This window comes from Rhodococcus sp. PSBB066 (genome assembly GCF_017068255.1).
GTDB classification, from domain to species: domain Bacteria; phylum Actinomycetota; class Actinomycetes; order Mycobacteriales; family Mycobacteriaceae; genus Rhodococcus; species Rhodococcus aetherivorans.
On record NZ_CP070859.1, the window covers coordinates 1599495 to 1624541 of the forward strand.

Annotated in this window: 24 protein-coding genes; 20 read left to right on the forward strand and 4 right to left on the reverse strand. The window is 68.5% G+C overall.

Features of this window, described 5'->3' with window-relative positions:
- Positions 1-105 precede the first annotated feature (105 nt).
- From JYA75_RS07480 to JYA75_RS07545, 14 genes are all read left to right on the forward strand, one after another.
- Complete coding sequence (locus tag JYA75_RS07480) at positions 106-303, forward strand: hypothetical protein (RefSeq protein WP_161994728.1); 198 nt, start codon at positions 106-108, stop codon at positions 301-303.
- Positions 304-577: 274 nt separating this feature from the next.
- On the forward strand, positions 578-2065 hold the full coding sequence (locus tag JYA75_RS07485; protein WP_029546427.1) for a class I adenylate-forming enzyme family protein: 1488 nt from the start codon (positions 578-580) through the stop codon (positions 2063-2065).
- Between the two features lie 60 nt (positions 2066-2125).
- Positions 2126-3196 (forward strand): NADP-dependent oxidoreductase, encoded by a 1071-nt coding sequence (locus tag JYA75_RS07490; protein WP_051446009.1) that lies wholly within the window; start codon positions 2126-2128, stop codon positions 3194-3196.
- Positions 3197-3321: 125 nt separating this feature from the next.
- The gene (locus tag JYA75_RS07495) at positions 3322-4086 is read left to right on the forward strand and encodes a glucose 1-dehydrogenase (protein ID WP_029546425.1); all 765 of its coding nucleotides are present in this window, start codon (positions 3322-3324) and stop codon (positions 4084-4086) included.
- A 94-nt stretch (positions 4087-4180) separates the two neighbouring features.
- Positions 4181-5299, forward strand: coding sequence for an extracellular solute-binding protein (locus tag JYA75_RS07500; RefSeq protein WP_051446008.1), 1119 nt, complete (start codon positions 4181-4183; stop codon positions 5297-5299).
- 84 nt (positions 5300-5383) lie between these two features.
- Positions 5384-6211: a mycofactocin-coupled SDR family oxidoreductase gene (locus JYA75_RS07505; protein ID WP_043798012.1), complete on the forward strand. Its 828-nt coding sequence runs from the start codon at positions 5384-5386 to the stop codon at positions 6209-6211.
- Positions 6208-7020, forward strand: coding sequence for an SDR family NAD(P)-dependent oxidoreductase (locus JYA75_RS07510; protein WP_050036000.1), 813 nt, complete (start codon positions 6208-6210; stop codon positions 7018-7020). Before JYA75_RS07505 ends, JYA75_RS07510 begins: the two co-directional genes overlap by 4 nt.
- A 100-nt stretch (positions 7021-7120) precedes the next feature.
- Positions 7121-8308: a lipid-transfer protein gene (locus JYA75_RS07515; protein ID WP_043798010.1), complete on the forward strand. Its 1188-nt coding sequence runs from the start codon at positions 7121-7123 to the stop codon at positions 8306-8308.
- Positions 8305-8793: an OB-fold domain-containing protein gene (locus tag JYA75_RS07520; RefSeq protein ID WP_029546421.1), complete on the forward strand. Its 489-nt coding sequence runs from the start codon at positions 8305-8307 to the stop codon at positions 8791-8793. Before JYA75_RS07515 ends, JYA75_RS07520 begins: the two co-directional genes overlap by 4 nt.
- On the forward strand, positions 8790-9227 hold the full coding sequence (locus tag JYA75_RS07525; protein WP_203329842.1) for an OB-fold domain-containing protein: 438 nt from the start codon (positions 8790-8792) through the stop codon (positions 9225-9227). The genes JYA75_RS07520 and JYA75_RS07525 overlap by 4 nt, the downstream gene beginning before the upstream one ends.
- Positions 9224-10366 (forward strand): thiolase family protein, encoded by a 1143-nt coding sequence (locus tag JYA75_RS07530; RefSeq protein WP_203329843.1) that lies wholly within the window; start codon positions 9224-9226, stop codon positions 10364-10366. The genes JYA75_RS07525 and JYA75_RS07530 overlap by 4 nt, the downstream gene beginning before the upstream one ends.
- A 44-nt stretch (positions 10367-10410) precedes the next feature.
- Positions 10411-11700 (forward strand): acyl-CoA dehydrogenase family protein, encoded by a 1290-nt coding sequence (locus JYA75_RS07535; RefSeq protein WP_029546418.1) that lies wholly within the window; start codon positions 10411-10413, stop codon positions 11698-11700.
- On the forward strand, positions 11700-12821 hold the full coding sequence (locus JYA75_RS07540; RefSeq protein WP_203329844.1) for a phosphotransferase family protein: 1122 nt from the start codon (positions 11700-11702) through the stop codon (positions 12819-12821). Before JYA75_RS07535 ends, JYA75_RS07540 begins: the two co-directional genes overlap by 1 nt.
- Positions 12822-12909: 88 nt before the next feature.
- On the forward strand, positions 12910-13788 hold the full coding sequence (locus JYA75_RS07545) for a TIGR03619 family F420-dependent LLM class oxidoreductase (RefSeq protein ID WP_029546416.1): 879 nt from the start codon (positions 12910-12912) through the stop codon (positions 13786-13788).
- Between the two features lie 3 nt (positions 13789-13791).
- On the opposite strand, the gene JYA75_RS07550 is transcribed toward JYA75_RS07545, so the two are convergent.
- The 4 genes from JYA75_RS07550 to JYA75_RS07565 form a co-directional block, all read right to left on the reverse strand.
- A complete protein-coding gene (locus JYA75_RS07550; protein ID WP_043797999.1) occupies positions 13792-14508 on the reverse strand; it encodes an SDR family oxidoreductase in 717 nt (238 codons plus the stop codon).
- Between the two features lie 46 nt (positions 14509-14554).
- Positions 14555-15451: an enoyl-CoA hydratase gene (locus JYA75_RS07555; RefSeq protein ID WP_168580202.1), complete on the reverse strand. Its 897-nt coding sequence runs from the start codon at positions 15449-15451 to the stop codon at positions 14555-14557.
- Between the two features lie 141 nt (positions 15452-15592).
- On the reverse strand, positions 15593-16708 hold the full coding sequence (locus tag JYA75_RS07560) for an MFS transporter (RefSeq protein WP_006939852.1): 1116 nt from the start codon (positions 16706-16708) through the stop codon (positions 15593-15595).
- 302 nt (positions 16709-17010) lie between these two features.
- Positions 17011-17799, reverse strand: coding sequence for a GntR family transcriptional regulator (locus tag JYA75_RS07565; RefSeq protein WP_006939847.1), 789 nt, complete (start codon positions 17797-17799; stop codon positions 17011-17013).
- Between the two features lie 126 nt (positions 17800-17925).
- Here JYA75_RS07565 and JYA75_RS07570 point away from each other — a divergent pair, with 126 nt between their 5' ends.
- The 6 genes from JYA75_RS07570 (at position 17926) to JYA75_RS07595 (ending at position 25035) form a co-directional block, all read left to right on the forward strand.
- Positions 17926-18732 (forward strand): SDR family NAD(P)-dependent oxidoreductase, encoded by an 807-nt coding sequence (locus JYA75_RS07570; protein WP_065921998.1) that lies wholly within the window; start codon positions 17926-17928, stop codon positions 18730-18732.
- 257 nt (positions 18733-18989) lie between these two features.
- On the forward strand, positions 18990-20207 hold the full coding sequence (locus JYA75_RS07575; protein WP_006939844.1) for a CoA transferase: 1218 nt from the start codon (positions 18990-18992) through the stop codon (positions 20205-20207).
- A complete protein-coding gene (locus tag JYA75_RS07580) occupies positions 20204-21196 on the forward strand; it encodes an LLM class flavin-dependent oxidoreductase (protein WP_239010545.1) in 993 nt (330 codons plus the stop codon). The genes JYA75_RS07575 and JYA75_RS07580 overlap by 4 nt, the downstream gene beginning before the upstream one ends.
- 211 nt (positions 21197-21407) lie before the next feature.
- Positions 21408-22583, forward strand: coding sequence for an amidohydrolase family protein (locus JYA75_RS07585; RefSeq protein ID WP_050035997.1), 1176 nt, complete (start codon positions 21408-21410; stop codon positions 22581-22583).
- 64 nt (positions 22584-22647) lie between these two features.
- Positions 22648-23892 carry an acyl-CoA dehydrogenase family protein gene (locus tag JYA75_RS07590; RefSeq protein WP_203329845.1) on the forward strand — a complete coding sequence of 415 codons (1245 nt, stop codon included), beginning with the start codon at positions 22648-22650 and terminating at the stop codon, positions 23890-23892.
- An 81-nt stretch (positions 23893-23973) separates the two neighbouring features.
- Positions 23974-25035, forward strand: a complete 1062-nt coding sequence (locus JYA75_RS07595) for an extracellular solute-binding protein (RefSeq protein ID WP_043797983.1) — start codon at positions 23974-23976, stop codon at positions 25033-25035.
- Positions 25036-25047: the final 12 nt, after the last annotated feature.

Genomic DNA, 25047 nt, shown 5'->3' on the forward strand with positions numbered 1-25047 from the left:
CCACTCGTGGCAGGAGACACGTCCCCGCCTCTCGCGCGAGATGGCTCACTCATGGGCACGCTGGGGGCCGAGTGAGCGAATGTATCGTGCTGTCGGTCTGATCGAGTGAGCGATACATTCGCTGTTCATCCCGCAGGGCGCGCCGTCATCGGTAAGAACGCCACCGCCGACGACGTCACCATCGGCCTGTATTTCCCGATCGGGTGCCTGCTCGTGGCAGGAGTGATGCTGGCGCTGGTGAAGCTGCCGCGGGTTGCGGCGCCGGCGGACACCACGAAACTGGTCAGGCCCACAAATGTCTGAGCCCGAGGCTTGACGCAGCCCTTCGACCTCATGGTCGGAGGGCTGCGCTGCGTCAGGAGTGCCTCTTGCCGCCTCGGCAGGTCGTCTTCCTGGGGTTATGCCGCACCGGGACGCAGAACTACTATTACCTTCACAAATATTGCCATAGTTGCTATGGTTCACATCGGGAGGGAGAAGTGACGTGAAGCACTTCCCTGTTCCTTCGAGGAGGGCGTCGGCCGGAAGCACAGATGAGGTCGTCGCATCGTGAGCGTGTTCTCAGACAGGTGGTGAAATGGGCATCGCAATGGTCCTGGATATGGCGTCGTCGGCCACACCCGATCGGCTCGCAATGGGACGCCGGGCCGATGGGGCTACCTACGGGCAGCTCGACGAGATCGCGTCGAGGGGAGCTACGGTCCTGGAGGAACTCGGGGCCCGCCATGTCGTCTTCGTGGGCGTGAACGGCCCCGTTCTGCCGGTCCTGATGTTCGCCTCGGCACGCGCCGGCATCCCGCTCGCGCCGCTGAACTACCGACTCGGCGCCGACCAGCTACGCGAACTGATCGAGCGGCTCGACCAGCCGATCGTCGTCGCCGACGACGTGTACGTCGACAAGCTCTCCGGGCTCTCGCACCGGATCGTCACGCCCTCGCAGTTCCTCGAGCTCGCACGCACGACGGAGCGGGCGACGGGGGATCGCTCGGCCGATGACGACACGGCGATCGTGCTGTTCACGTCGGGAACGACCTCGGCACCCAAAGGGGTGTTGCTCCGTCACCGACATCTGCTGTCGTATCTGCTCAATACCGTCGAATTCGGTTCTGCGGGAGAAGAACAGGCGACGCTCGTCAGCACCCCGCCCTATCACATCGCGGGTCTGGGGGCGGTGCTCAGCAACATCTACGCCGGCCGTCGGATGGTGCATTTGCCCGACTTCTCGCCCCAGGCGTGGCTCGATCTCGTCCGAGAGGAGGAGGTATCGAGCGCGATGGTCGTGCCGACGATGCTCGCGCGCATCGTGGAACATCTCGACGGCGCACCCGCCGACACACCGTCCCTCGCGTCTCTCGCGTACGGCGGAGCCCGCATGCCACAGCCGGTGCTCGAAAAGGCCCTGACGGCCTTCCCCGACACCGGCTTCGTGAATGCCTACGGTCTCACCGAGACCAGTTCGACGATCGCCGTGCTCGGTCCCGAGGACCATCGGGCAGCGTTCGCCGACCCTGCCCTCCGCGGTCGGCTTGCTTCTGCGGGACGCATCGTTCCCGGGATGCAGGCCCAGGTCCGGGACGAGGACGACGTGACCGTCCTCGCCGAGGGGGAGACGGGGCTGCTCTGGGTTCGCGGCGCACAGGTCAGTGGCGAGTACATGGGCAAGGGTTCGGTGCTCGACGCGCACGGCTGGTTCCCCACCCGCGACCGCGCCCGGATCGAGGACGGCTTCCTCTACATCGGCGGCCGCGCCGACGACACCATCATTCGGGGCGGTGAGAACATCGCACCGGCCGAGATCGAGGACGTCCTTGTGCATCACGGCCAGGTCCGTGAGGCGGCCGTGATCGGTGTGCCGGACGACGAGTGGGGCGAGCGGATCTGCGCGGTGATCGTGCCGAACAGCGAGGTTCACGACGATGCACAGTCGTTCCGGGCCTGGTGCCGTGAGCGGCTGCGCGGCTCCCGCACACCGGACGACGTCGTGTTCGTCGACGAGCTGCCGCGGACGCCGACCGGCAAGCTCGTGCGGCGCGACCTCGTCGACCGGATCTGCGCCGTCGCCTGACCGCCACTTCCGGGTACCGCCCCGGGCGCTCATCAGCTCTTTCGCAGTTCCCGATCCGACATGGAGGACGAGACCGACGTGAACCTCACCGGCACAGCAGATCCGACTCAGCAGGCGTGGGTGCTGCGCGCCCGGCCGAGCGGCCGGCCACGCGACACCGACGTCGAACTCGTGGCGACGACGATCGGCGCTCCCGGAGCCGGCGAGGTCCGCGTCGCGAACCTGGTGATGTCGGTCGAGCCGTACATGCGGGGGCGCATGGGCGGCGAGGCCACCTACGCGGAGCCCTACGAGATCGGCGAGCCGATGCTCGCCCCGACCGTCGGGCGCGTCACCGAATCCTTCGACAGCGCCGTCCCCGTCGGTGCTCTCGTCCTGCACGACCACGGCTGGCGGGAGCATTCGCTGGTCCCGGCATCCGAGTGCCGTGTCCTGCGGCACGACGACCTCCCGCCCGCCATGCATTTGGGACTGTTGGGGACTCCCGGCATGACGGCATGGGTCGGCGTCGAGCGGATCGCTCGCGTCGTGGCCGGCGATGTCGTGTTCGTGTCGTCCGCCGCCGGAGCGGTCGGCTCGACGGTTGTCCAGCTCGCGAAACTGCGCGGTGCCACGGTGATCGCGAGTGCCGGGTCGCCCGAGAAGGTCGCGCTCACGCGGAGCCTGGGAGCCGACGCCGCGTTCGACTACCACGACGGCCCGATCAAGGACCTTCTGCGCCGTGCGATGACCGAACTCGGTGTCACGGGCGTGGACGTGTACTTCGACAACGTCGGCGGAGAACATCTCGAGGCCGCAATCCGGGTGATCAACGATCACGCCCGCATCGCGCTGTGCGGAATGATCAGCATCTACAACGCGGCCGCGCCGCAACCCGGCCCTAGCAATCTCCTCAAGCTGATCTGGCGGCGCGCGCGCATGGAGGGTTTCCTGCTCGGCGACCACCTCGATGCCCGCGACGAATTCGAGTCGGAAATGGCCGGTCTCGTCCGCTCGGATCGGATTCGCTCGGTGCACACCGAGTTCACCGGTGGCGTCGCGGGCGCGTGGGACGCATTCCTCGGCATGCTCGACGGTACCGCCACCGGGAAGGCCGTGGTCCCGCTTGCCGCGGACACCGCCGGCGGCTGACCGAACCGAACCCGAAAGCACACCTCGATCGGCACCGCTGCTGCGGTACCGGCCTCGAACCTACCGAAAATCCGGCACAGCACCCGAAGTACACGGTGCGGCCCCATACCCGAAGGAGTCACACGATGACCGACCAGGCGCTGCCGTTGGAAGGAAAGGTCGCCCTCGTCACGGGCGGGAGCCGCGGCCTCGGCCGGGAGATGACCCTCGCGTTCGCCCGTGCCGGTGCTGACACCGTGATTGTCAGCCGCAAGGTCGAAAGCTGCGAGAAACTGGCCGCGGAGGTCGCCGAGACCACCGGTCGCCGGGCCCTTCCGCTGGCCTTCCATGTCGGTGACTGGGACGCTCACCAACCGCTCGTCGAACGTGTCTACGAGGAATTCGGCCGCATCGACGTCCTCGTCAACAACGCGGGTATGGCCCCGCTGTACCCGAGCCTTGACCAGGTTTCGGAAGCCTTGTTCGACAAGGTCATCGACGTCAACCTCAAAGGCACCTTCCGCCTCACCGCACTGATCGCGCCGCGGATGGCCGCCGGTGCAGGCGGTTCGATCATCAACATCAGCTCGATCGCGGCCGAACGCCCGACGCCGAACGACCTGCCGTACGCCGCGGCAAAGGCGGGACTGAACGCCCTCACCAAGGGCTTCGCGCAGGCGTACGGGCCAACGGTGCGCGTCAACACGGTCATGGCCGGTGCGTTTCTCACCGACATCAGCAAGGCATGGGACATGGACTACGCCAACGAGATCTTCGAGGCCCTGCCGCTGCAGCGAGCAGGGAATCCGGACGAGATCGTCGGTGCCGCCTTGTACCTGGCCGGCCCTGGGTCCACCTACACCACCGGCGCGATCATCCCGGTCGACGGTGGTCGGACGTCGACCGCCTGATCGGGCGAACCCGTGATCGCGAACCCGTGATCGCCGGAACGCGGTGATCACCTTTACGTCGGCCGTGCCGACCGTTCGACAGGAGTCGTCCCACATGCGTATTCCCTCCCGGCGCTCGCACGCTGACCGCACCGTCCGTCGCCGGTTCTCTCTCACCCGACCCACCGCCGTGATCGCCGTCGCCGTCGTGTCCACGCTGCTCGCCGCGTGCGGCGGGGGCGGTGACGATCGCATCACCTCCGAGGCCGTCGGAGCGACCGGACCCGCCGGGGACGAGTCGTGGCAGAAGATCGTCGGGGCCGCCGAGGCGGAAGGTGAGGTAACTATCTACTCCTCGAACGCGGCCGATGCCCTCGCCGAACTCGGCCGCCGCTTCGAGGCGGACTACGGGATCCGCGTGAACGTCGTCCGCGACGTCGATGCGAACATCCACCAGAAGGTCGGCGCGGAGGCGGACACCGGCAACCAGGTCGCCGACATCGTCACCCAGGCCACTTCACCCTGGGTCGTCGAGCTCGCGGCCGCCGGTGGGATCGCCGAGCCGATCGGTCCGGCCTTCACCGACCCGTCCTCCGAATACGACACCGACACGTTGCTGCGCGGGTCCGGCGACTTCGTCACCGGCGCCTCCGTGCTGACCTTCGGCTGGAACACCGACCGGTACCCCGCGGGACTGGAAAGCTATGAGGACCTGCTCGACCCGGCGCTTGCCGACGGCAAGATCGGTATCGTGCTGCCGACGTCGACCGCGCACGTCGACTTCTACGGCAGCTACCTCGAGCAGGTCGGTGGTGAGGGCTTCGTCGAAAGGCTCGCCGCGCAGAAGCCGCGGATCTACCCGGGCGCGCTGCCGGTCGCGCAGGCCCTCGCCTCCGGTGAGATCGCCGCGACGGTGTTCGCCCAGGACCAGACGGTGGAGAAAAAGAACGGCGCACCGGTCGACAGCGGGTTCGACAAGCTCGTGTGGGGGGCCCCGATGTACACGTCGATTCTGGCGAAAGCTCCGCACCCCAACGCTGCTCAGCTCCTGGCCAACTACATGGTTACCCCGGCCGGGCAGGAGGCGCTCTCGTTCCGCAACGCGGCCGTGCTGCCGAACGTCTCGTCGGCCGTGACGACGATCGACACGGTGGCGCCGCAGGACCTGAGCGCGATGACGCCCGAGGCGCTGGAGGCCCTGAAGGTCCGGTTCGGCCAGCTGTTCAACCAGTGATCCCTGCCGGCAGTGACTTCCGTTCACCGAGCGCTCTCGAGCGGGTCTCGACAACCAGTGGTATTCCGAGAAGGAGACGGATCGATGGGAAGAGTTGAAGGCAAGGTTGCGCTCGTCACGGGCGCAGCCCGCGGACAGGGCCGGTCGCATGCGCTGCGGCTCGCTCAGGAGGGCGCGGATGTCGTCGTCCTCGACGCATGCACCGAGATCGACTCGGTGCCTTACCCACTCCCGACCGAGGTGGAACTGAAGGAGACCGAGGCGCTGGTCGCCGCGACCGGGCGGCGCGTACTGGCACGCACCGCCGATGTGCGCAGCCAGGAGCAGCTCGACGCGGTCGTCGACGAGGCCCTCGCGGAGTTCGGCCACATCGATATCGTCGCCGCCAACGCCGGCATCGTCGGCTTCCGTCCTACGTGGGAGCTCAGCGACACCGAGTGGCAGGACATGCTCGACGTCAACCTCACCGGCGCCTTCCATACCGTCAAGGCGGTCGTGCCGGCGATGATCGAGGCCGGCCGGGGTGGTTCGATCGTCATCACGAGCTCGATCCAGGCCATGCTCGGCTCCGCCAACATCGCCCACTACAACGCTTCCAAGAGCGGCGTCATGGGCCTGATGCGCACGCTCGCCGCGGAACTCGGCCCGCACGGCATCCGGGTGAACACCGTCAACCCGAGCGCCGTCGAAACCCCGATGCTGCTGAACGAGGCCACCTTCCGCATCTTCGGCCCGGATCTGGAGAACCCGGGGCCGGACGACCTGTGGGAACGCTCCAAGAACCGCAATCCGATGGGCGTCGGGTGGCTTTCGGCGGCCCACCTGAGCAACGCGGTGCTGTTCCTGGCTTCCGACGAGGCCCAGTACATCACCGGGGTCGCGCTCCCCGTCGACATGGGGGTGCGGCTGTGACGATCACCGAGACCAGCGGAACGACGTCCGCGGACCTGACGCAGCGGCTCGCCGGGCGGCGGGTGTTCCTCACCGGTGGCGGCAGCGGAATCGGCGCGGCCGTCGCACACCGCCTCGCCGCCGAGGGCGCGGCCGTCGCGGTCACCGACGCCCGTGAGGACGCGGCCGTGGAGGTCGCCGATGCGGTGCGCGCGGCCGGCGGCACCGTGATCGGGTCGGTGTGCGACGTCGGCGACGAGGCTTCCGTCGCCGCGGCCGTGGAAGCGGCCGTCGCCGAGTTCGGTGGATTGGACGGGGTGGTCACGTGCGCGGGCATTTCCGGGACCGCGATGCTGCACGAGATGGACCTGGGCCACTGGGAGCGCATCCTGCGGGTGAACCTCACCGGCACATTTCTGCCGCTGCGCGCGACGATTCCGCACCTGCTCGACGCGGACGGGGGGTCGATCGTCACCGTCGGATCGGTCGCGTCGCTGGTGTCCACGAATCTGAACACCCCCGGCTACGACGCGTCGAAGGGGGGCGTCCTGCAGTTGACCCGCTCGGTTGCCATGGGATACGCCGCCCGGGGGATCCGGGCCAACTGCCTGTGCCCGGGTCTGGTGAGCACCGGACTGCGCGCGAATTCCGCCGCGCTGCAGGGCCCGGAGCCGGAGGCCACGCGCAGCCGGGTGGTCGAGAACACGGCGCTGGCGCGGTCCGCGGACCCCGGCGAGATGGCGTCGGTGGTCGCGTTCCTGCTCTCCGACGACGCCTCGTTCATGACCGGAGCCGCGATTGCCGCGGACGGCGGCTTGACCGCGAACTGACGAGACCGGTGGAATCCGGCCTCGACCTCGAGCATTCCGAAAACGACAGAACCCATCCGCCCGCCGCTTCCCGGCGAGCGCTACGCAGAGGTGACCGCCTATGTCCACCGACCCCACCTGGCGCAGGGATGCCTGCGCGATCGCCGGCATCGGCACGACGGAGTACTCCCGCGACTCCGGCGTGTCGGTTACGGCTCTGGCCGTCGAGGCCGCAGCGAACGCCCTCGCCGATGCCGGACTGACCCCGGCCGATGTCGACGGCATCGTCCGCAACGACATGGACCTGGTCTCCTGCGCGGCCCTGGCCGACGGACTGGGCGTTCCGAACCTGACCTACTGGGGCGAGGCCGGCCCGGGCGGCTCCGGCCCGGCCGCGATGGTCGCGCAGGCCGTCGCCGCGATCATGAGCGGGCAGGCCACTACCGTCGTGGTGTTCCGCTCCCTCAACGGCCGCTCCGGCCGTCGCTTCGGTCTGTCCCCGGTCGCCACCCCCGAGGTCGGCGGTAATGAGACGTTCGAGGAGTTCTTCGGCCCCTACGGCCTGCTGTCGTCGGGTCAGTACTTCGCCCTGGTCGCGCAGCGTTATATGTCCGAAACGGGCTTGACCTCCGAGCAGCTCGCGCAGATCGCCCTGGTAACCCGCCGCCGCGCCAACTCCAATCCGGCCGCACAGATGTACGAGCGCACCATGACGCTCGACGACTACTTCGACTCGCGCATGCTGTCGTCGCCGCTGCGTCTGTACGACTACTGCCTCGAGACCGACGGTGCCGCCGCGGTCGTCGTCACCACCACCGAACGGGCCGAGGACCTGAGGCAGACACCGGCCCTGATCCGGTCGGTCGCGATGTCCACCTGTCCGCACCCGCAGCCGGGCCTCATGTACCCGACGCTCATGCGTGAGGACATCACCGCCCTGCCGTCGAGGGTGTGCCAGGAGACGCTGTACTCGCGGGCCGGTCTCGGCCCGGCCGACGTCGACGTCGCACAGATCTACGACTGCTATTCGATCACTGCGCTGATTCAGCTCGAGGACTACGGATTCTGCAAGCGCGGGGACACCGGCGATTTCCTTGCCGACGGGCAGATCGACCTCGGCGGGTCGATCCCGATCAATACGAGTGGAGGACACATGTCCGAGGGATACATCCACGGAATGAACCACGTCGTGGAGGGAGTGCGGCAGATCCGCGGCACCTCCACCAGCCAGGTCGAGGGAGCCCGGGTCTCCCTCGTCACCTCCGCGCCGCCGCCGGCGGCCAGCGCGCTGATCCTGGTGTCGGCATGAGCGCCCGCGGCACCGCCGTACCGGCGGACACCACGCGGGACCGGCTGCGGCCCCTCGTCACCGAGCGCGGCAGCAAGGGCTTCTTCGACGCCGCCGCGGACGGAGAGCTCGCGATCCTCACCTGTGAGGACTGCGGCCGCCGCATACACCTGCCCCGGCCGCGTTGTGTGTACTGCGCGAGCACGTCGGTGCGCTGGAAGCCGGTCGCCCGCACAGGCACCGTCTATGCCCACACGATCGTCGAGCATCAGGTCCATCCGCTGTTTCCGGTGCCGTACACGGTGATCGTCGTCGACGTCGACGGTGAGGCGGACGGGGTTCGGCTGATCGGCAACCTGCCCGGCCGCATCGACGTCGCGGCCGGTACCCCCGTGCGTAGTGCGTTCGAGGACCTCGGCACCGACGCGGCGGGCAACCCTGTGGTGCTGCCGGTGTGGGAGATCGACACCGAACGCACGGCCGCTACGGATGGAGCCGGCCGATGAGCGCCTCCACCGCAACGTGGCGCCCCATCGACCCGGAGTTGTTCGTCGGCGGCGACCCCGGGGCCGCGCTGCGGGGCGCCCGCTGCCCGTCCTGCGGCACGGTCACCTTCCCGTACCAGAGCGGTTGCCCGCGGTGCGGCCGGAATGCGATGACGGATCTCGAACTGCCGCGCGAGGGCACTCTGTGGTCCTACACCGTGCAGTCCTTCCCGCCGAAAAACCCGTTCGTGTGCGTCGAGCCGTTCGAACCGTTCGGCGTGGGCTATGTCGACCTCGGTGACGTGATCGTCGAGGCGCGGCTGACTGTCGCCGATGCGGATGCGTTGCGGATCGACATGCCGATGCGGCTGAAAACGATCGTCAACCACGTGGACGAGGATGGCACCGAGATCGTCACGTTCGCGTTCGCCCCGAGCAGTGAGGAGCAGCGATGAAGGTCGCGATCGTGGGCGTCGGCATCCACAAGTTCGGCCGCACGGAGGGCGTGAGCGGGCTCGAGCAGGGCGCGTATGCGGCACGGCAGGCACTCGCCGACGCCGGAGTCGAGTTCAAGGACATCCAGTTCGCGTACGGTGGCAGCGATTCGGCCGGCAACGCCGACACGCTCGTCTCTGCCCTGGGCCTGACCGGGCTGCCGTTCGTCAACGTCAAGAACGGCTGCGCGACCGGTGGCAGTGCCCTGACCTCCGCGGTCAGCCGGATCCGTTCCGGCGAGTCCGATCTGGGCCTGGTCGTCGGGTTCGACAAACATCCGCGTGGCGCGTTCAATGCCCGCCCCGAGGACAACGGTATCGGCCGCTGGTACGGCGAGAGCGGCATGATGGTCACCACCCAGTTCTTCGCGATGAAGACCCAGCGCTACCTCGTCGAACACAACCTGCCCAGGTCGCTGCTCGCGACAGTCGCCGCCAAGGCCTTTCGCAACGGCGCGCTCGCCCCACACGCGTGGCGCCGCACGCCGATGACGGAGGAACAGATCGCCGGCTCCACGATGGTCAACGACCCGCTCACGCAGTACATGTTCTGCTCACCCGCCGAGGGCGGGGTGGCTCTCGTCCTCGCCCGCGCGGACCGGGCTCACGAATACACCGATGCCCCGGTGTTTCTCGAGTCCGCGGAACTGCGGTCCCGGGAGTTCGGCTCGTTCGAGGTGTTCAGCCCGTGGACGTCGCCCGCACGGGCCGACGGCCCGACCGTCACGGCCTCCCGCGCGGCGTTCGAGGCCGCCGGCATCGAACCCGGCGATGTCGACGTCGCCCAGATCCAGGACACCGAGGCCGGAGCCGAGATCATGCACCTCGCCGAGACGGGGTTGTGCAAGCACGGCGAGCAGGAGTCCCTCATCCGGTCCGGTGCCACCGAAATCGGCGGTTCGATCCCGGTCAACACCGACGGCGGCTGCCTGGCCAACGGCGAGCCGATCGGCGCGACCGGCCTGCGCCAGGTCTACGAGAACGTCGTACAGCTCCGCGGCGTGGCAGGGGACCGGCAGGTCCCCGGGGAGCCGAAGGTCGGCTTCACCCACGTCTACGGCGCGCCGGGCATCAGCGCCTGCACCGTCCTCACGCGCTGACCGGCGCATCCCGACTTTCACCTTCCGAGTAGGAGACCACCGATATGGCATGGGATTTCGAGACCGATCCGCAGTTCCAGGAGAAGCTGGACTGGGTGCAGCGGTTCGTGGACGCGGAGGTCGCCCCGGTCGACCGCGTCGTCGAGCACGCATGGGACGTCACCGACCCCACCCGGAACAAGCTCATCCGGCCCCTGCAGGACGTCGTGCGCGGGCAGGGCCTGTGGGCGTGCCACCTGGGCCCGAAGCTCGGCGGCCCGGGCTACGGCCAGCTCAAACTCGCACTGCTCAACGAGATCCTCGGCGCCACCCACAGTGGCCCCGTGGTCTTCGGCTGCCAGGCCCCGGACTCCGGCAACGCCGAGATCCTCGCGCACTACGGCACACCCGAACTCAAGGAGCGGTACCTTGGCCCGCTCATCGACGGCGACATCATGTCGTGCTATTCGATGACCGAACCGCGGGGCGGCTCGGATCCGACCAGCTTCGTCACGCGTGCCGTCCGGGACGGCGACCACTACGTCATCAACGGTGAGAAGTGGTTCTCCTCGCACGCACGGTTCTCGTCGTTCCTGATCGTGATGGCCGTGACCGATCCCGATGCCCCGCGGACGAAGCGCGCGTCGATGTTCGTCGTCCCCATGGACACCCCGGGCATCGAGATCATCCGCAACGTCGGGGTGTGGGGACACAACGAGTCGGAGGGCACGCACGCCTACATCCGCTACACGGATGTGCGGGTGCCCACCGACCACCTGCTCGGCGAGGAGGGTGAGGGCTTCGCCGTCGCGCAGACCCGCCTGGGCGGCGGGCGCATCCATCACGCGATGCGCACCGTCGGGTTGGTCCGCGCCTCGCTCGACATGATGCTCGAGCGCGCGGTGTCTCGTGAGACGCGCGGCCGGAGCCTCGCCGACATGCAGCTGGTGCAGGACATGATCGCCGAGTCGTGGGCCGAGCTCGAGCAGTTCCGCCTGCTCGTCCTGCAGACAGCCTGGAAGATCGACAAGCTCGACGACTACAAGAAGGTCATCGCCGACATCTCCGCCGTGAAGATGGTGATGCCGAAGGTGCTCAACAACGTCGTGTCCCGGGCGATCCAGCTGCACGGTTCCCTCGGCATCTCGAAGGAGATGCCGTTCGGCAAGTGGCTGCTCGAGAGCTACCACATGGGCCTGGCCGACGGCGCCACCGAGCTGCACAAGCAGCAGATCGCCAAGCAGCTGCTGAAGAACGCCACGCCGGCGTCGGGCCTGTTCCCGACGACGCACCTGCCGGCGCTCGACGCGGCCGCCGAACTCAAGTTCGGCCTGCCCGCGGTGGGAGCCCAGTGATGACGGGCTCGGTCGTGTCCGGCGAGCAGCCGTCGGCCTCGAACGTCGGGGAGCCGCGCACGGAGGTTGCGCCGGTCCGGACGGGGGAGGACCTCGACTGGGCCGCGCTCGAGACATACCTGCGGATGCACCTCGACGACGTCGACGGGGAGTTCTCCGTCCTGCAGTTCCCGCGCGGCTCGGCGAATCTCACCTACCGCGTGGGCTTCGGCGACCGTCTCCTCGTCGTGCGCCGCCCGCCCTTCGGCCAGCTCGCTCGGGGCGCCCACGACATGACCCGCGAATATCGGGTGCTGTCCCGGCTGCACCGCGAGTACGACCGCGCCCCCCGGGCGCTGCTGCACTGTGCGGACCAGAGTGTCGTCGGTGCCGAGTTCTTCGTCTCCGAGTACCGCGACGGCGTCGTGGTGTGGGATTCGGTGCCCGACTCGATGTCCGGCGTCGACGACGCCGGACGGCGGATCGGCTTCGCGGTGATCGACGCGCTCGCGGACCTGCATGCGGTCGACCCCGCCGCATGCGACCTGGCGGACCTCGGCCGGCCCGAGGGCTACCTCGAGCGCCAGGTGCAGGGCTGGTCGGCACGATGGGACGCCGTCGCCGAGTACGCCCCGGCCGAGACCGCGGCGCTCGTGGCCGAGGCGACCCGGCGGATCCGCGCGGCGATTCCGGCAAGCCAGCGGGCCGGGATCGTCCACAACGACTACAAGGTCGACAACTGCCAATTCCCGCACGGCGACCCGGACCGGGTCAAGTCGGTGTTCGACTGGGACATGGCCACGACCGGGGACGTGCTGGTCGACCTGGGCACGCTGCTCAACTACTGGCCGGACCGGACCGTGGATCCGGCCTCGGACGCGGCGTTCATCGTCGTGCCCGGTATGCACGGCCTCGACCTGCCGTCGCGAGTGGAGGTGGTCGCGCGGTACGCGGCCGGTAGCGATCTGGACCTGTCGAACATCGACTGGTACGAGGCGTTCGGATGCTGGAAGACCGTGGTCATTCTGCAGCAGCTCTACGCACGGTTCGTGCGCGGCGAGACCACCGACGCGCGGATGGGTCAACGCGGCGAATTCGTCGCGCCCCTGGCCCGTCGCGCGCTCGGCCTGCTCCCCGCCTGACCCCGCCTCCGCACGCCCGTCCGCGCGGTGGCACCGGCCACCGCGCGGACGAGTCGTCTCACCATCGATCACACGAAAGGCGAACCCCATGGCCTCCATCGGACTGAGCGCATACGGAATGAATCCCACCGAACTCGTCGAACTGGCGGTCTGCGCCGACGACCTGGGATTCGACGCATTGTGGCTGGGGGAGCACGTGCTCCATCCGGTCGCCTACTCCAGCAGCCACCCTTCGACGGGGACGGCGCAGCACCACACGGGACCCATCGTCGATGTGTCGACGGAGCTGACGGATCCGTGGGCGGTGCACGCGGCCGTGGCCGCGACCACGAACCGCATCAAACTGGGCACGGCCGTGTATGTCACTGCCCTGCGGCACCCACTGCACACTGCGCGCACCACCATCACCGTGCAGGAACTCAGCGGCGGTCGTCTGCTCTTCGGGGTCGGCGCCGGATGGCTCGAGGAGGAGTTCGCAGCGTTGGACGTGCCGTTCCGCAAACGTTTCTCGCGCACCGACGAGTGCGTGACGATCCTGCGGAAGGCGTGGTCGGGCAGGCCGTTCTCCCACGAGGGCGAGCACTACCGGTTCGATGAGGTACAACTGCATCCTCGCCCCGTGCACGTGCCCGTCATCCACGGCGGTAACGGCCCGAAGGCGCTTGCCCGCGCGGCGCGGCTGGGAGACGGATGGTTCTCCTCCGGCACCCCGAGCTTCGGGCAGGCGGTGGAGATGGTGAACGAGATTCGCAGGCTGCGGCGCGAATTCGGTCGGATCGGCGAGTTTCCGTGCTACGTGCGCGTCGACGCGGCGACTTCGGCGGACCTGCGCCGGTATCGCGACCACGGCATCGAGGACCTCGTGGTCTGGGCCGACTCGGTCTGGAAGGGCGACTCCGCCGAAGAGCGCCGCGCCTTCCTGACCGCGGCCGCCGATCGCCTGGGTGTGGGACCGTCGCGGGTGTGAGAGTCAGTCCGAGCCTGCGACGTTCACGACCGGGATCGACGCGCCGCTGACCGCGCGCGAGGAATCACCGAGCAGGAAGCCGATGACCTCGGCGATGTCGGTGGGGCGGGCCCAGCTGGAGCGGTCGGCCTCGGGCATTGCGTCCCGGTTGGCGGGGGTGTCGACCATGGTAGGCAGCAGACCGTTGACGCGGATGTTGTCGCCGGCGTATTCGACTGCGAGCGCCTGGACCAGGGCGGAGACGGCGGCCTTGGAAGCGACGTAGGTGGCGGCGCCCGGGAAGGGCCGGACTGCGGCGGCGGAGCCGATGCACACCACGGACCCGCCGCCGTGGCGGATGAGTTCGGGTAGGGCGGCCTGGATGACGCGGTAGGCGATCGTGAGGTTGATCGACAACTGGGCTTCGAGGACCTCGATGGGCGTTTCGTGGACCCGGCGGCCGGCAGCGAATCCGCCGACGAGGTTGACCACGCCGTACAGCGGCCGGGCCTCGTCCTTCGTCGCGCACTCCACGACCGCCTCGACGTCCTGCTCGTCGGACAGATCGGCGCGGATCGTCTCGAGGTTCGGGTGCGGAGCGACGCGGTCGAGTTCGGCCTCGACGTACCAGGGGACCACCAGCCGCCAGCCGGCGTCGAGGAGGTGGCGGGTGACCGCGGCGCCGAGGCCGCCGGTGCCGCCGGTGACGATCACGGTGCGGGCGGGGGACGTCTCGTTCATGGGCAGAGCCTTTCGAGGTGCGAACGGGTGGTATCGGGAGGTGCGGTCAGGGCACGCGAGGGTCGGCGCGCCGGATCTCGGGGGCCGCGCGCCAGTCGTCCAGCCCGTGCTCGACCGTGCCGATGCAGGTTTCGCCACGGGTCAGCGCGGACCAGTGGGCGTGATTGAGTTGGTGAAGGGTGAAGCCCGCGTCGAGGGCGGACTGGAATCCGCCGGCGTCCTGGCTCTGGTTCACCGATTCCTTGATCAGCAGGGCTGCCATGGTGGGGATCCGGGCGATTCGACGCGCGAACGCGAGGGTCGAGTCGGCGAGTTCGTTCTCGGGGAAGATCTTCGAGACCATGCCGAGGGCATGGGCATCGGCCGCGTCGAGGCAGTCACCGGTCAGGAGCAGTTCCTTGGTCTTGCGGGGACCGAACTCCCACGGATGTGCGAAGTACTCGACGCCGCACATCCCCAACCGGGTGCCGACGACGTCCGCGAACGTGGTGTTCTCGGCTGCGACGATCAGATCGCAGCTCCACATCAACATGAGCGCCGCGGAGTACACGGCTCCGTGCACCTGCGCGATGGTGATCTTGCGGAGGTTACGCCATCGGCGGGTGTTCTCGAAGTAGTAGTGCCACTCCTGGTGGAGCCGCATCTCTATCTCGGAGTAGGTGGCTCCGTTGCAGGCGTAGGAGACGTGCTGGCCCGAGCCCGGAGCGCGCTCGCGCACGTCGTCCGAGGACCCGAGATCGTGCCCGGCCGAGAAGGACGGTCCGTGGCCCCCCAGGATGACCACGCGCACCGTGTCGTCGGCCTCGGCGCGTGCGTAGGCCTTGCCGAGTTCGACGAGCAGGCCCCGGTTCTGGGCGTTGCGCTGCTTCGGACGGTCGAGCATGATGCGGACGATGCGACCCGCGTCGAGGGACTCGTAGGTCAGGTACTGGTAGTCGGTCATCACGGTCCTCACGGAGTCCGGCGCCGGCCGACGGTGTAACCGCGCGCCCGACTAAATATTGCAATATTTGGTGTGGTTATCGATATGTACCGTATCCTTTGCTGTGGCGCAAGTCACCGGGTCGCTGTAAGGCTTTGCGGTTCAACGCTGCCGACGGTGGTGAACGGGCAGTCGGCGCCGGCCGAGGGCCAGCACCCCCAACGCCAGCGCGACGGCGCCGGCGGCGGCGGCGAACGGAACGTGAGGGTTGAAGATCTCGCCCATCCGGCTTGCGAGCCACGGGGCCACCGCGCCGCCGCCGAAGCGCACGAAGCTGTACGCCGCGGCTGCGGTGCTCCCGTCCACCGGCGCGGCGTCCATACCGATTTCGGTCACCAGGGTGTTGAGGACGCCCAGGAACAGGCCCGAGACGACGATGCACGTCACGACCGCCGGTCGGTTGCCGGTGAATACGGCCACGACTGCAAGGGTGAGGGCGAACAGGGCCAGGCCCAGGGCGGTCGCGCCGATCGCGCCGAGCGCGGTGCGCAACCGAGGCGCGACGGACACCGACGAGATCACCACGCACACGCCCCAGCCGCAGAAGACGAATCCGAGCCGAAGTGGATCGAGTTCGAGGACGAACGGCGCGTATGCGAACAGGGCGAAAAGGCCGAGGTGGTACAGCAGGGAGACGAGGGCGATCGACAGCAGGCCCGCGTGCCCGAGCGCCCGGAGCGGTGCGATGAGCGGGATCGGCCGGTCGGGCGTCGTGGCGGGCGGCAGCAGGACGACGAGCAGCGCGAAGGCCACGGCCATGAGTACGGAGGCGCCGAGGAAGGCGGCGCGCCAGGAGATCTGGCCGAGAAGTCCGCCGACGAGCGGGCCCGTCGCGATGCCGATGCCGACGGCCGACTCGTAGAACACGATCGCTTTCGGCGCACCGCCGGTCGCGGCGCCGACTATCGCGGCGAGCGAGGTCGCGACGAACAGCGCGTTACCCAGTCCCCATCCGGCGCGGAAGCCGATGATCTGGCCGAGCGTCCCCGACAGGCTCGCGCCCAGGGAGCATCCGGCGATGACGAACAGGCCCAGCAACAGGGTCTTGCGGGTGCCGATGCGGCTGGATATCGCGCCGGTGACCAGCATCGCGAGACCCATCACGGCCATGTAGCCGGTGAACAGCAACGACACCTGTGACGGCGTGCCGCCGAGCTGCTCGGCCAGCGGGCGCAGGATCGGGCTGACCACGCCGATACCCATGAACGCGACGATCACGGCGAACGTGATCGCCCATACCGCGCGCGGTTGCTTCGGCTGTCCCGGTGCCGCACCCGGGGGAGGCGCGGCAGCGGCTGTGGGCGGTTCTGCCGGACGCGCCGGGAGGGAAGTCTCGGCGGCGGGTATGGAGGGTCTGGTCGTCAAGGGGTCTCCGCTCTCGTTCGTCACCCGACGGGACACGCTCGACCGAGAACGCCGCGGAACTCCTCCGGATACGGTCATGCCGCATACGAACGGGCCGCACCTGCCGGGTGGACCCGGGGAGGCGGCGGCCGGACTACGAAGGGCAGGCTAGTCGGTCAGAGCCACTCCACCCGCTCGTCGAGGATGCGCGGGTTCTGGCGGCTGATGCGGTCGATGACCTCGCGCATGTGTGCGCGGGTCAGAGTGCGGGCGAGTTCGGCGTTGCCGGCAGCGATGGCGTCGTGGATCTGGCGGTGCGGCTCGGTGAAGGCCTCCCGCTCCTTCTCGTTCCACTCCTCGGGGTGGGCGCCGAGCATCCGGTCGGTATACAGGTGGGCCAGGGCCGAACCGGTGAGGTCGAGGACGTAGTTGCCGGTCAGGTTCCGCAGCGCGCTGTGGAATCCGGTGGCGGTCTCGGTGACCTCTTCGTTCGACATGTCCGGTCTGAGATCGTGGGCGGCCAGGGGAGTGAGGTCGACGTCCTCTCCGGCGGCGATCCGATCGGCGAGCATTGCTGCGGCCAGCCCCTCCATCTCCAGGGCGGCCTCGGCGACTTCGCGGAACTGAATGCCGTTCGCCTGCAGATACATCGACAGCGTGTCGCCGAACTCGGAGCCCGAGGGCTCCGACACGATCGGGCCCCCGCCCAGGCCCTGCCGGACCGTCACCAGCCCCTGCGCCTCGAGCAGGCGCAGGCCCTCTCGCACCGACGCGCGGCCGACCCCGAACCGCTTGGCCATGTCGTTCTCGGACTCGAGCGCGGAACCCGGGCCGAGCCGGCGGTCGGCGATGTCCTTGGCGACCATGCGCGCGACCGTCCGCGAGACCTTCTCGTTCCGTGTCATCGCGATGGCGCGTCGGAGGGCGGCGGTTCCTGTGGGAGAACCCATGGTGTTGCGCGTCATTCGATGTCCTCGTCGGTTGTTCGGTCGGCGATCGGGGTGGTGATGAGTATAGGGACGCGGACCGTCCCGACCGGGCACTCCTCCTTAACCATGCCAATATTTCGTATCTAATGCTATACCAAAGCTATGACGCAGCACACAGTGGAACCCTATTCGACGCACTCCGGCTCGCGGCACCAGGCGCTGGTCGGGCAGAATGCCCTGGTCACCGGCGGTAGCGAAGGCATCGGTCGCGGTATCGCGGAGCGGTTGCTCGACGCCGGCGCGACGGTCGCGGTGGCGGCCCGCCGCCCCGAGATCCTCGACGAGGCCGTCGCATCGTTGCGCGCCCGGTGCGGCGACGAGTCGCGGGTCGCGGGCATCGTGGCCGACATCGCCGACGCCGACTCGGTAGCGGCGATGTTCGAACGGGTCGAGCGGGAGTTCGGTTCGCTCAACGTCCTGGTCGCGAACGCCGGCAGCGGCACCGTGGCGCCGTTCCTCGAACTCACCGAGGAGCAGTGGCAGGCCTGCATCGACCTCAATCTCACCGGCACGTTCCGGTGCGTGCAGGCCGCGGCCCGCGCGATGGTCCGCCGAGAGGGGACGAATCGCTCGATCGTCGTGGTCTCGTCGATCCGGGCGCTGGGAGTGCGGCCGAGCCTGGTGCCGTACGGCACCGCAAAGGCCGGTCTCAACCAGTTGGTACGAATGGCTGCCTACGAGCTCGCCCCCACGGGCATTCGGGTCAACGCACTGTCCCCCGGGATCACTGCGACGCCACTTACGCAGGAGCGCAATTCGCTGTTCGACGAGCGTGCCGCCACCGTGCCGATGGGGCGCGCCGGTACGCCGGCGGACATGGCGAGCGCGGCGCTGTACCTCGCGGGCCCGGACTCGGCGTTCGTCACCGGGACGAACCTCGTCGTCGACGGCGGGGAGTCCCTGTACTGACCTGTCACGCGGAAGCCGCGGGACCGGATCCCGTGCGTATCGAACAGGCCTTCACCGGTGATGTGATGTACAACTCATAAAACATTGCTATAGTTACGGTGTTTTTCACCCCGGCTCTGGAGGCCGCTCCGTCGAATCCGCGCCCGTGTGTCGCCGCGCCGGCCGACGGAACCACCACCACACGCAGCGTAGCTGCCGTGTGGCCCGAAAATCTTTGCAGTAGAACGTGACTGCGGTACGACGAAGGAGAACGCTCGATGACCAAGGTGATGAACGGAATCAAGGTCGTGGAGGTCGCGTTGTATGCGTTCGTCCCCTCGGCCGGCGCGATCCTGTCTGACTGGGGAGCCGACGTGATCAAGGTCGAGCACTCCGACTTCGGGGATCCGATGCGCACGACCGCGGCGTGGGGCGTGCCCGGCGACGTCGACGGCATGTCGGGTCTGTGGGAGATCAACAACCGTGGCAAGCGCGCCATCGCCCTCGACATCGCCACCCCGCAGGGTCGCGAGGTCCTCATGAAGCTGGTCGAGACGGCCGACGTCTTCTCCACCAATTTCCTGCCGGATGCGCGGACCAAGCTGGGTATCGACGTCGACGACATCATGGCGCGCAATCCGCGCATCGTCTACGCGCGCGGCACCGCCCAGGGGGTGGCCGGACCCGACTCCGAGAAGGGGGGATTCGACGGCATCACCTACTGGGCGCGCTCCGGTGCGGCGGGGTCGATCGCCCCCGGCGACCTCGAGTGGCCGGCCAACATGCCGGGCCCGGCCTTCGGCGACGTGCAGAGCGGCATGGCGCTCGCCGGCGGGATTGCGGCCGGACTGCTGCACCGCGAACGCACCGGGGAGGGCATCGTCGTCGACACGTCGCTGTTCGCGGTCGGCGCGTGGGCGATGCAGGCGACCATCGCCGGCGCCCAGCTCGTCGGGGCCGCGGAACTGCCCTATCCGGACCGGTCCGCGCCGGTGAACCCGGTCTCGAACATCTACCGGACCAGCGACGGCCGGTACATCCATCTGGCGTTGTTGCAGAGCCAGAAGTACTGGCCCGGGCTGTGCGAGGCGATCGGCCGACCCGACCTGATCGACGACCCGCGTTACGCGACGTTCGAGGACCGCGCCCGCAACACTCGCGAGTGCACCGCCGAGCTCACCGAGGTGTTCCGGACCCGCACCCTCGCGGAGTGGACGGACATCCTCGGCAAGCAGGAGGGACAGTGGGACGTCTTCCGCAAGCCCCTCGACGTGCTGACGGACCCGCAGGCGATCGCGAACGAGTACGTCCGCACCGTCGAGTACGAAGACGGGCGCACTCTGGATCTCGTCACGGCGCCGATGCGGTTCGGAAACGAGGCGCCGGTGCTCACCCGTGCCCCCCAGCACGGTGAACACACCGAGGAGGTGCTGCTCGAGCACGGCCTCGACTGGGATCAGATCGTCCAGCTCAAGGTCGACGGCGCGATCAAGTGAGCCGGCTCCGGGACGCGACGGTGGGCCACCGACGCCGTCGCATCCGGGTCGGCCTGGGAGCGCTGACCGCCCAGACTGTCGGCGGGACCGCGGCGGAGTCGGGCCGGGCGTTGGACGCCCTCGTGCGGCATGCCGTGACCGCTGAGAAGTCCGGGTTCGACTCGGTCTGGCTCAGCGAGCACCACTTCGCAGAGGACGGCCATCTTCCCAGTCCCCTGGTGGTGATGGGTGCGCTCGCTCGCGAGACCACCGCTGTCGACCTCGCGACCAACGTCGCGATCGGGCCGCTGTACGATCCGCTGCGGCTGGCCGAGGATGTCGCGGTCGTCGACCAGCTCAGCGGCGGGCGCGTGATTCTGGGCCTCGGACTCGGTTATCGCCCGGAGGAATTCGCGGCCCTCGGCGTCGATCGTTCGCGGCGCGGACGAATTCTGGAGACGACCGTCTGCACACTGCGTGCGGCCTGGTCGGGTGAGGCGGTCGTGACGGACGGACGGACCGGACATGCTGTGCCGGTGCGCCCGCTCCCCGCACAGACCGGGGGACCGCCGATTCTCCTCGGGGCGTTCGCGAGTCGGGGTGTGCGCCGCGCGGCGCGCATCGCCGACGGTTGGATCGCGCCCGAGCTCGCGTCCGTCGCGCAGCTGACCCGCCGGATCGGGACGCTCGAACTCGCAGACCTGGACCGGCCCTTCCACATCGCCCTGACGATGTGCGCGTTCACCGCGGCTTCGGGGGCGTGGGAGACGGTGGCGGCCGGGCATTCCCTTGTCGGCGACCGGTACCGGCGCTGGATGGCGCAGGTCGGGGACGGCGCCGTCCCGGACGGGCCGGGCACGAACGTGCCCGTCTCGACGCGGCCGGACCATGTCGTGGCCGGCACGCCCGAAGAGTGTGTCGACCAACTGCGTCCGTGGTGGGAACTGCTGAGGGCGCTGCCGCAGACGGTGAGCGCGCACGTGACGGTGCGTGGTGTTCCCCGGAGTTGACGATGCAGCGACCCGCGAGTCGATCCGGCTGCTGGGAACGGACGTATTCCCGGCTCTGGCCGAGTGACTCGGCCCTCGTGACGCGGAACGCTTCCGGGTATGGACTGTGATCTAAATCTCCGTTAATATTCGCATGTTCCTAATAGTAAGGGCATGCAATCCGCCGAGCGGATCTTCCGTTCGAACTCCATCCGATTCTCAGGAGGATTACGTGTACGACCTTCGCGATATCAAGATCATCGACACCGACACCCATGTCGTCGAGCCCCCGGACCTGTGGACATCGCGGATGTCGACCAAGAAGTGGGGCGATCTGGTGCCGCACGTGCGCTGGGACGATCACCGCGGTGACCAGGCGTGGTTCGTTGCCGGCAAGCGCATGAGCGCGGTCGGTTCGCCGGCGATGGCCGGCTGGCACGAGTACCCGCCGAGCTGCCCGCCGCGATTCGAGGACACCGACCCGCGCTCGTGGGATCCGGCCAAGCGCCTGACGATCATGGACGACTACGGCATCCACGCGCAGATCCTCTACCCCAACGTCGCGGTGTTCAGCTCCAAGACGCTGCAGTCCAACGGTGACAACGAGTTGCAGATCGCGTGCATCAAGGCCTACAACGACTACCTGACCGAGTGGGCGCAATTCGCTCCCGGGCGGTACATTCCGGTCGGCATTCTGCCTTTCTGGGACATGGAGGCCACGCTCGCCGAGGTCGAGCGCGTCGCCGCGGCGGGTCACAAGGGGCTGGTCTTCACGCAGAATCCGGCGGCATTCGGTCTGCCGATGCTCACCGACCCGTACTGGGACCGCCTGTGGGCTTCGGCGCAGGAGAAGAAGCTGCCGATCAACTTCCACATCGCGTCCGGCGAGGTCGACCTCAGCGGCTTCGGCCACGAGAGCAACGGCGTGCACGCCAACTACGCGATGATGGGCATCTCGTTCTTCATGGACAACGCCCGCACCATCTCTCAGCTCATCTGCGGCGGCATCTGCGATCGATTCCCCGACCTGAAGTTCGTCTCGGTCGAGTCGGGCATCGGCTGGATCCCGTTCGCGCTCGAGGGCCTGGACTGGCAGTGGAAGAACTCGGGTGTGCACAAGGAGCACCCGGAGTACGAACTGCTCCCCAGCGAGTACTTCAAGCGGCAGATCTACGGCTGCTTCTGGTTCGAGCAGGACTCGGCCCGCAGCGCGATCGAGCAGCTCGGCGCCGACAACGTCCTGTACGAAACCGATTACCCGCACCCGACGTCGATGTCGCCCGGTCCGGCCTCCGATGCGCTGGCTCCCGACGAGTACCTGCGTCGCAACTTCGCACACCTGTCCGAGGCGGACGCCCGGAAGATCCTGCACGACAACGCCGCCGCGCTGTACAACCTGGACTCCTGAGTCCGCAGCCCCGCCGCTACCCCGTCTGCCGCGCATTCGCACGGCCCAGCACTGTGGAGGAAAGATGTCCCTCTCGGAGTTCGAGTCCCGCGCCCGCGCGTGGGTCGTCGAGAACGTCGCCCGGCTCGGGTTCGACCGGGTCGACGACCCTTACGACGTGGCCGTGTTCCACGATCTCGGATTCGACGAGGAGAAGGCACTACTCGATCAGCACCGCGTGTGGCAGAAGGTCAAGCTCGAAGCAGGCTACGGCGCCCTCGACTGGCCGGAGGAGTTCGGTGGCGCAGGTCTCGGCGCCGATGTCGCGGAGGCGTTCTCCCGTATCGAGAACGATCACTGTCCTTTGCGGCCGCACGAATTATTCTCCGTGACAATGCATCTGATCGCTCCTACTATACGGCTCCTCGGAACGGACGGGCAGAAGCGCGAGTTCCTGCCTGCGATGCTGCGAGGCGACCTGCTTGCGTGCCAGCTCTTCTCCGAGCCCGAGGCTGGATCCGATCTGGCGAACGTGGGTACCCGAGCCGTGCGCGACGGCGACGACTGGGTGATCACCGGACAGAAGGTGTGGACTTCGGGCGCACAGTTCGCCGACTGGGGTGAACTCATCGCGCGCACCGACCCGGACCAGCCCAAGCATGCGGGCATGACGGCGTTTCTGATTCCGCTGGACGCCCCGGGTGTCGAGATCCGCCCGATCCGGCAGATGTCCGGTGGCAGCAGCTTCAATGAGGTCTTCCTCGACCGGGTGCGCATCCCCGATTCGCTGCGCCTGGGTGGAATCGGCAAGGGCTGGTCCGTCGCGCTGACCACGCTGGCGTTCGAGCGGGAGGGCGGGTCCAACTCGGCGAACGTCGGCGGGCAGTTCGACCAGCTCCTTGCCACCGCCCGCACTCTCGGCCGCGACACCGATCCGCGGGTGCGCGAGCTACTCGCGCGGGTCTACCTGCGGCAGAAGCTCGCCCAGGTCGACATGCTGCGAGATCGTCAGGCCCGGGAGGCCGACGCCGCCCCGACGGCGGTCGGGTCGGTGCGCAAGATCCAGTGGGTCGACAAGCTCGCCGCGGTCTCCGAGGCTGCGCGCATCATCCTCGGACGTGATCTCGTCGCGGACACCGGCGTGCCGGGCACGTTCGGCTGGAACGCGCACGTGCTCGGCGCGCCCGGGTACAGCATCGCCGGTGGCTCCGACGAGATCCAGCGCAACATCGTTGCCGAGCGACTGCTCGGACTGCCGGCGGAAGTTCGAGTCGACCGCGGAGTGACCTGGCGGGAAGCGCGCGCCCGTGCCGCCGCCGCGACCGCCTGAGCCGACGCTCGACGCCACGATCCGAACATCACCCTTGTGTACTAGTCCTCGAGTACTGCTCTTCACGAAAGGCCGTGTTCCATGAGAATCTCGACGCTGCGCCGCACGATCACCGGACTGGGGGTCGCCGCGCTGACGTTCACCGCGGTCGCCTGCGGTTCCGGCACCACCACCGAGGTCGCCGCAGAGGACCTGGGCCCGCAGGGGGATGCCGCGTGGCAGGAGGTGATCGAGGCGGCCAAGCAGGAGGGCTCGGTGACGTACTACACCGGGCAGGCGACCGACAATCTCGAGAACCTCGCCAACCGCTTCGAGTCGGCGTACGGGATCACGGTCGACATCGTCCGCGACAACGACGCGAATCTGCAGACCAAACTGGCCGCGGAGGCCTCGACCGGCCGGCAGGTCGCCGATGTCGTCGCCTCGGCGGCCCGCCCGTGGGTCGACGAGCGTATCGCCGAGGGCTACTACGCCCCGGTCACCGGCCCGGCGTTCGACGCAGCCGAGTTCGACAGTGAGAAGTTCATGATCGGCGACACGATCTTCACCTCGTCGGCGGCCGTGCTCACCTACGGCTGGAACACCGACCGGGTCCCCGAGGGCATGGACAGCTACGAGGACCTGCTCGCCCCCGAGCTGGCCGGCGGCAAGATCGGCGTGATCCTGCCGGTATCCGCAGCGATCGTCGACTTCTACGACTACCTCGCCGACACTGTCTCACCCGACTTCGTCGCGAAACTCGCCGCGCAGCAACCACGCACCTATCCGGGTGCGCAGGCAATGGGTCAGGCCCTGGCCTCCGGGGAACTCGCCGCCACCGTCTACACCGTCCCGCTGACCGCCGAGAAGGCGGCCGGCGCTCCGGTCGAGTCGGCCATGCCGAAGCCGGTGTTCGGTGCGGCCTTCTACACGGGCGTCAGCGGCGCCGCTCCGCATCCCAACGCGGCGCAACTGTTCGCGAACTTCCTCGTGACCAAGGCCGGTCAGGAAGCGGTCGCCAACCGGGCCGGCGCGGTCCTGCCCGACATCGCGACGGCGGCGACTCCGGCCGAGAACATCTGGGTCAACTCGCGGACCGTCACCGCCGCCGATGTGGAGGCCTTCCGCGCCGAGTTCGAGCAGTTGTTCGGCGCTTCCCAATAAGCACACCGGGTT

Bases quoted from the DNA above. Each gene is read 5' to 3' on its own strand.
- JYA75_RS07485 (WP_029546427.1), top strand. From the start codon at position 578: ATGGGCATCGCAATGGTCCTGGATATGGCGTCGTCGGCCACACCCGAT.
- JYA75_RS07490 (WP_051446009.1), top strand. From the start codon at position 2,126: ATGGAGGACGAGACCGACGTGAACCTCACCGGCACAGCAGATCCGACT.
- JYA75_RS07495 (WP_029546425.1), top strand. From the start codon at position 3,322: ATGACCGACCAGGCGCTGCCGTTGGAAGGAAAGGTCGCCCTCGTCACG.
- JYA75_RS07500 (WP_051446008.1), top strand. From the start codon at position 4,181: ATGCGTATTCCCTCCCGGCGCTCGCACGCTGACCGCACCGTCCGTCGC.
- JYA75_RS07505 (WP_043798012.1), top strand. From the start codon at position 5,384: ATGGGAAGAGTTGAAGGCAAGGTTGCGCTCGTCACGGGCGCAGCCCGC.
- JYA75_RS07515 (WP_043798010.1), top strand. From the start codon at position 7,121: ATGTCCACCGACCCCACCTGGCGCAGGGATGCCTGCGCGATCGCCGGC.
- JYA75_RS07520 (WP_029546421.1), top strand. From the start codon at position 8,305: ATGAGCGCCCGCGGCACCGCCGTACCGGCGGACACCACGCGGGACCGG.
- JYA75_RS07525 (WP_203329842.1), top strand. From the start codon at position 8,790: ATGAGCGCCTCCACCGCAACGTGGCGCCCCATCGACCCGGAGTTGTTC.
- JYA75_RS07530 (WP_203329843.1), top strand. From the start codon at position 9,224: ATGAAGGTCGCGATCGTGGGCGTCGGCATCCACAAGTTCGGCCGCACG.
- JYA75_RS07535 (WP_029546418.1), top strand. From the start codon at position 10,411: ATGGCATGGGATTTCGAGACCGATCCGCAGTTCCAGGAGAAGCTGGAC.
- JYA75_RS07540 (WP_203329844.1), top strand. From the start codon at position 11,700: ATGACGGGCTCGGTCGTGTCCGGCGAGCAGCCGTCGGCCTCGAACGTC.
- JYA75_RS07545 (WP_029546416.1), top strand. From the start codon at position 12,910: ATGGCCTCCATCGGACTGAGCGCATACGGAATGAATCCCACCGAACTC.
- JYA75_RS07550 (WP_043797999.1), bottom strand. From the start codon at position 14,508: ATGAACGAGACGTCCCCCGCCCGCACCGTGATCGTCACCGGCGGCACC.
- JYA75_RS07555 (WP_168580202.1), bottom strand. From the start codon at position 15,451: ATGACCGACTACCAGTACCTGACCTACGAGTCCCTCGACGCGGGTCGC.
- JYA75_RS07565 (WP_006939847.1), bottom strand. From the start codon at position 17,799: ATGACGCGCAACACCATGGGTTCTCCCACAGGAACCGCCGCCCTCCGA.
- JYA75_RS07570 (WP_065921998.1), top strand. From the start codon at position 17,926: ATGACGCAGCACACAGTGGAACCCTATTCGACGCACTCCGGCTCGCGG.
- JYA75_RS07575 (WP_006939844.1), top strand. From the start codon at position 18,990: ATGACCAAGGTGATGAACGGAATCAAGGTCGTGGAGGTCGCGTTGTAT.
- JYA75_RS07590 (WP_203329845.1), top strand. From the start codon at position 22,648: ATGTCCCTCTCGGAGTTCGAGTCCCGCGCCCGCGCGTGGGTCGTCGAG.
- JYA75_RS07595 (WP_043797983.1), top strand. From the start codon at position 23,974: ATGAGAATCTCGACGCTGCGCCGCACGATCACCGGACTGGGGGTCGCC.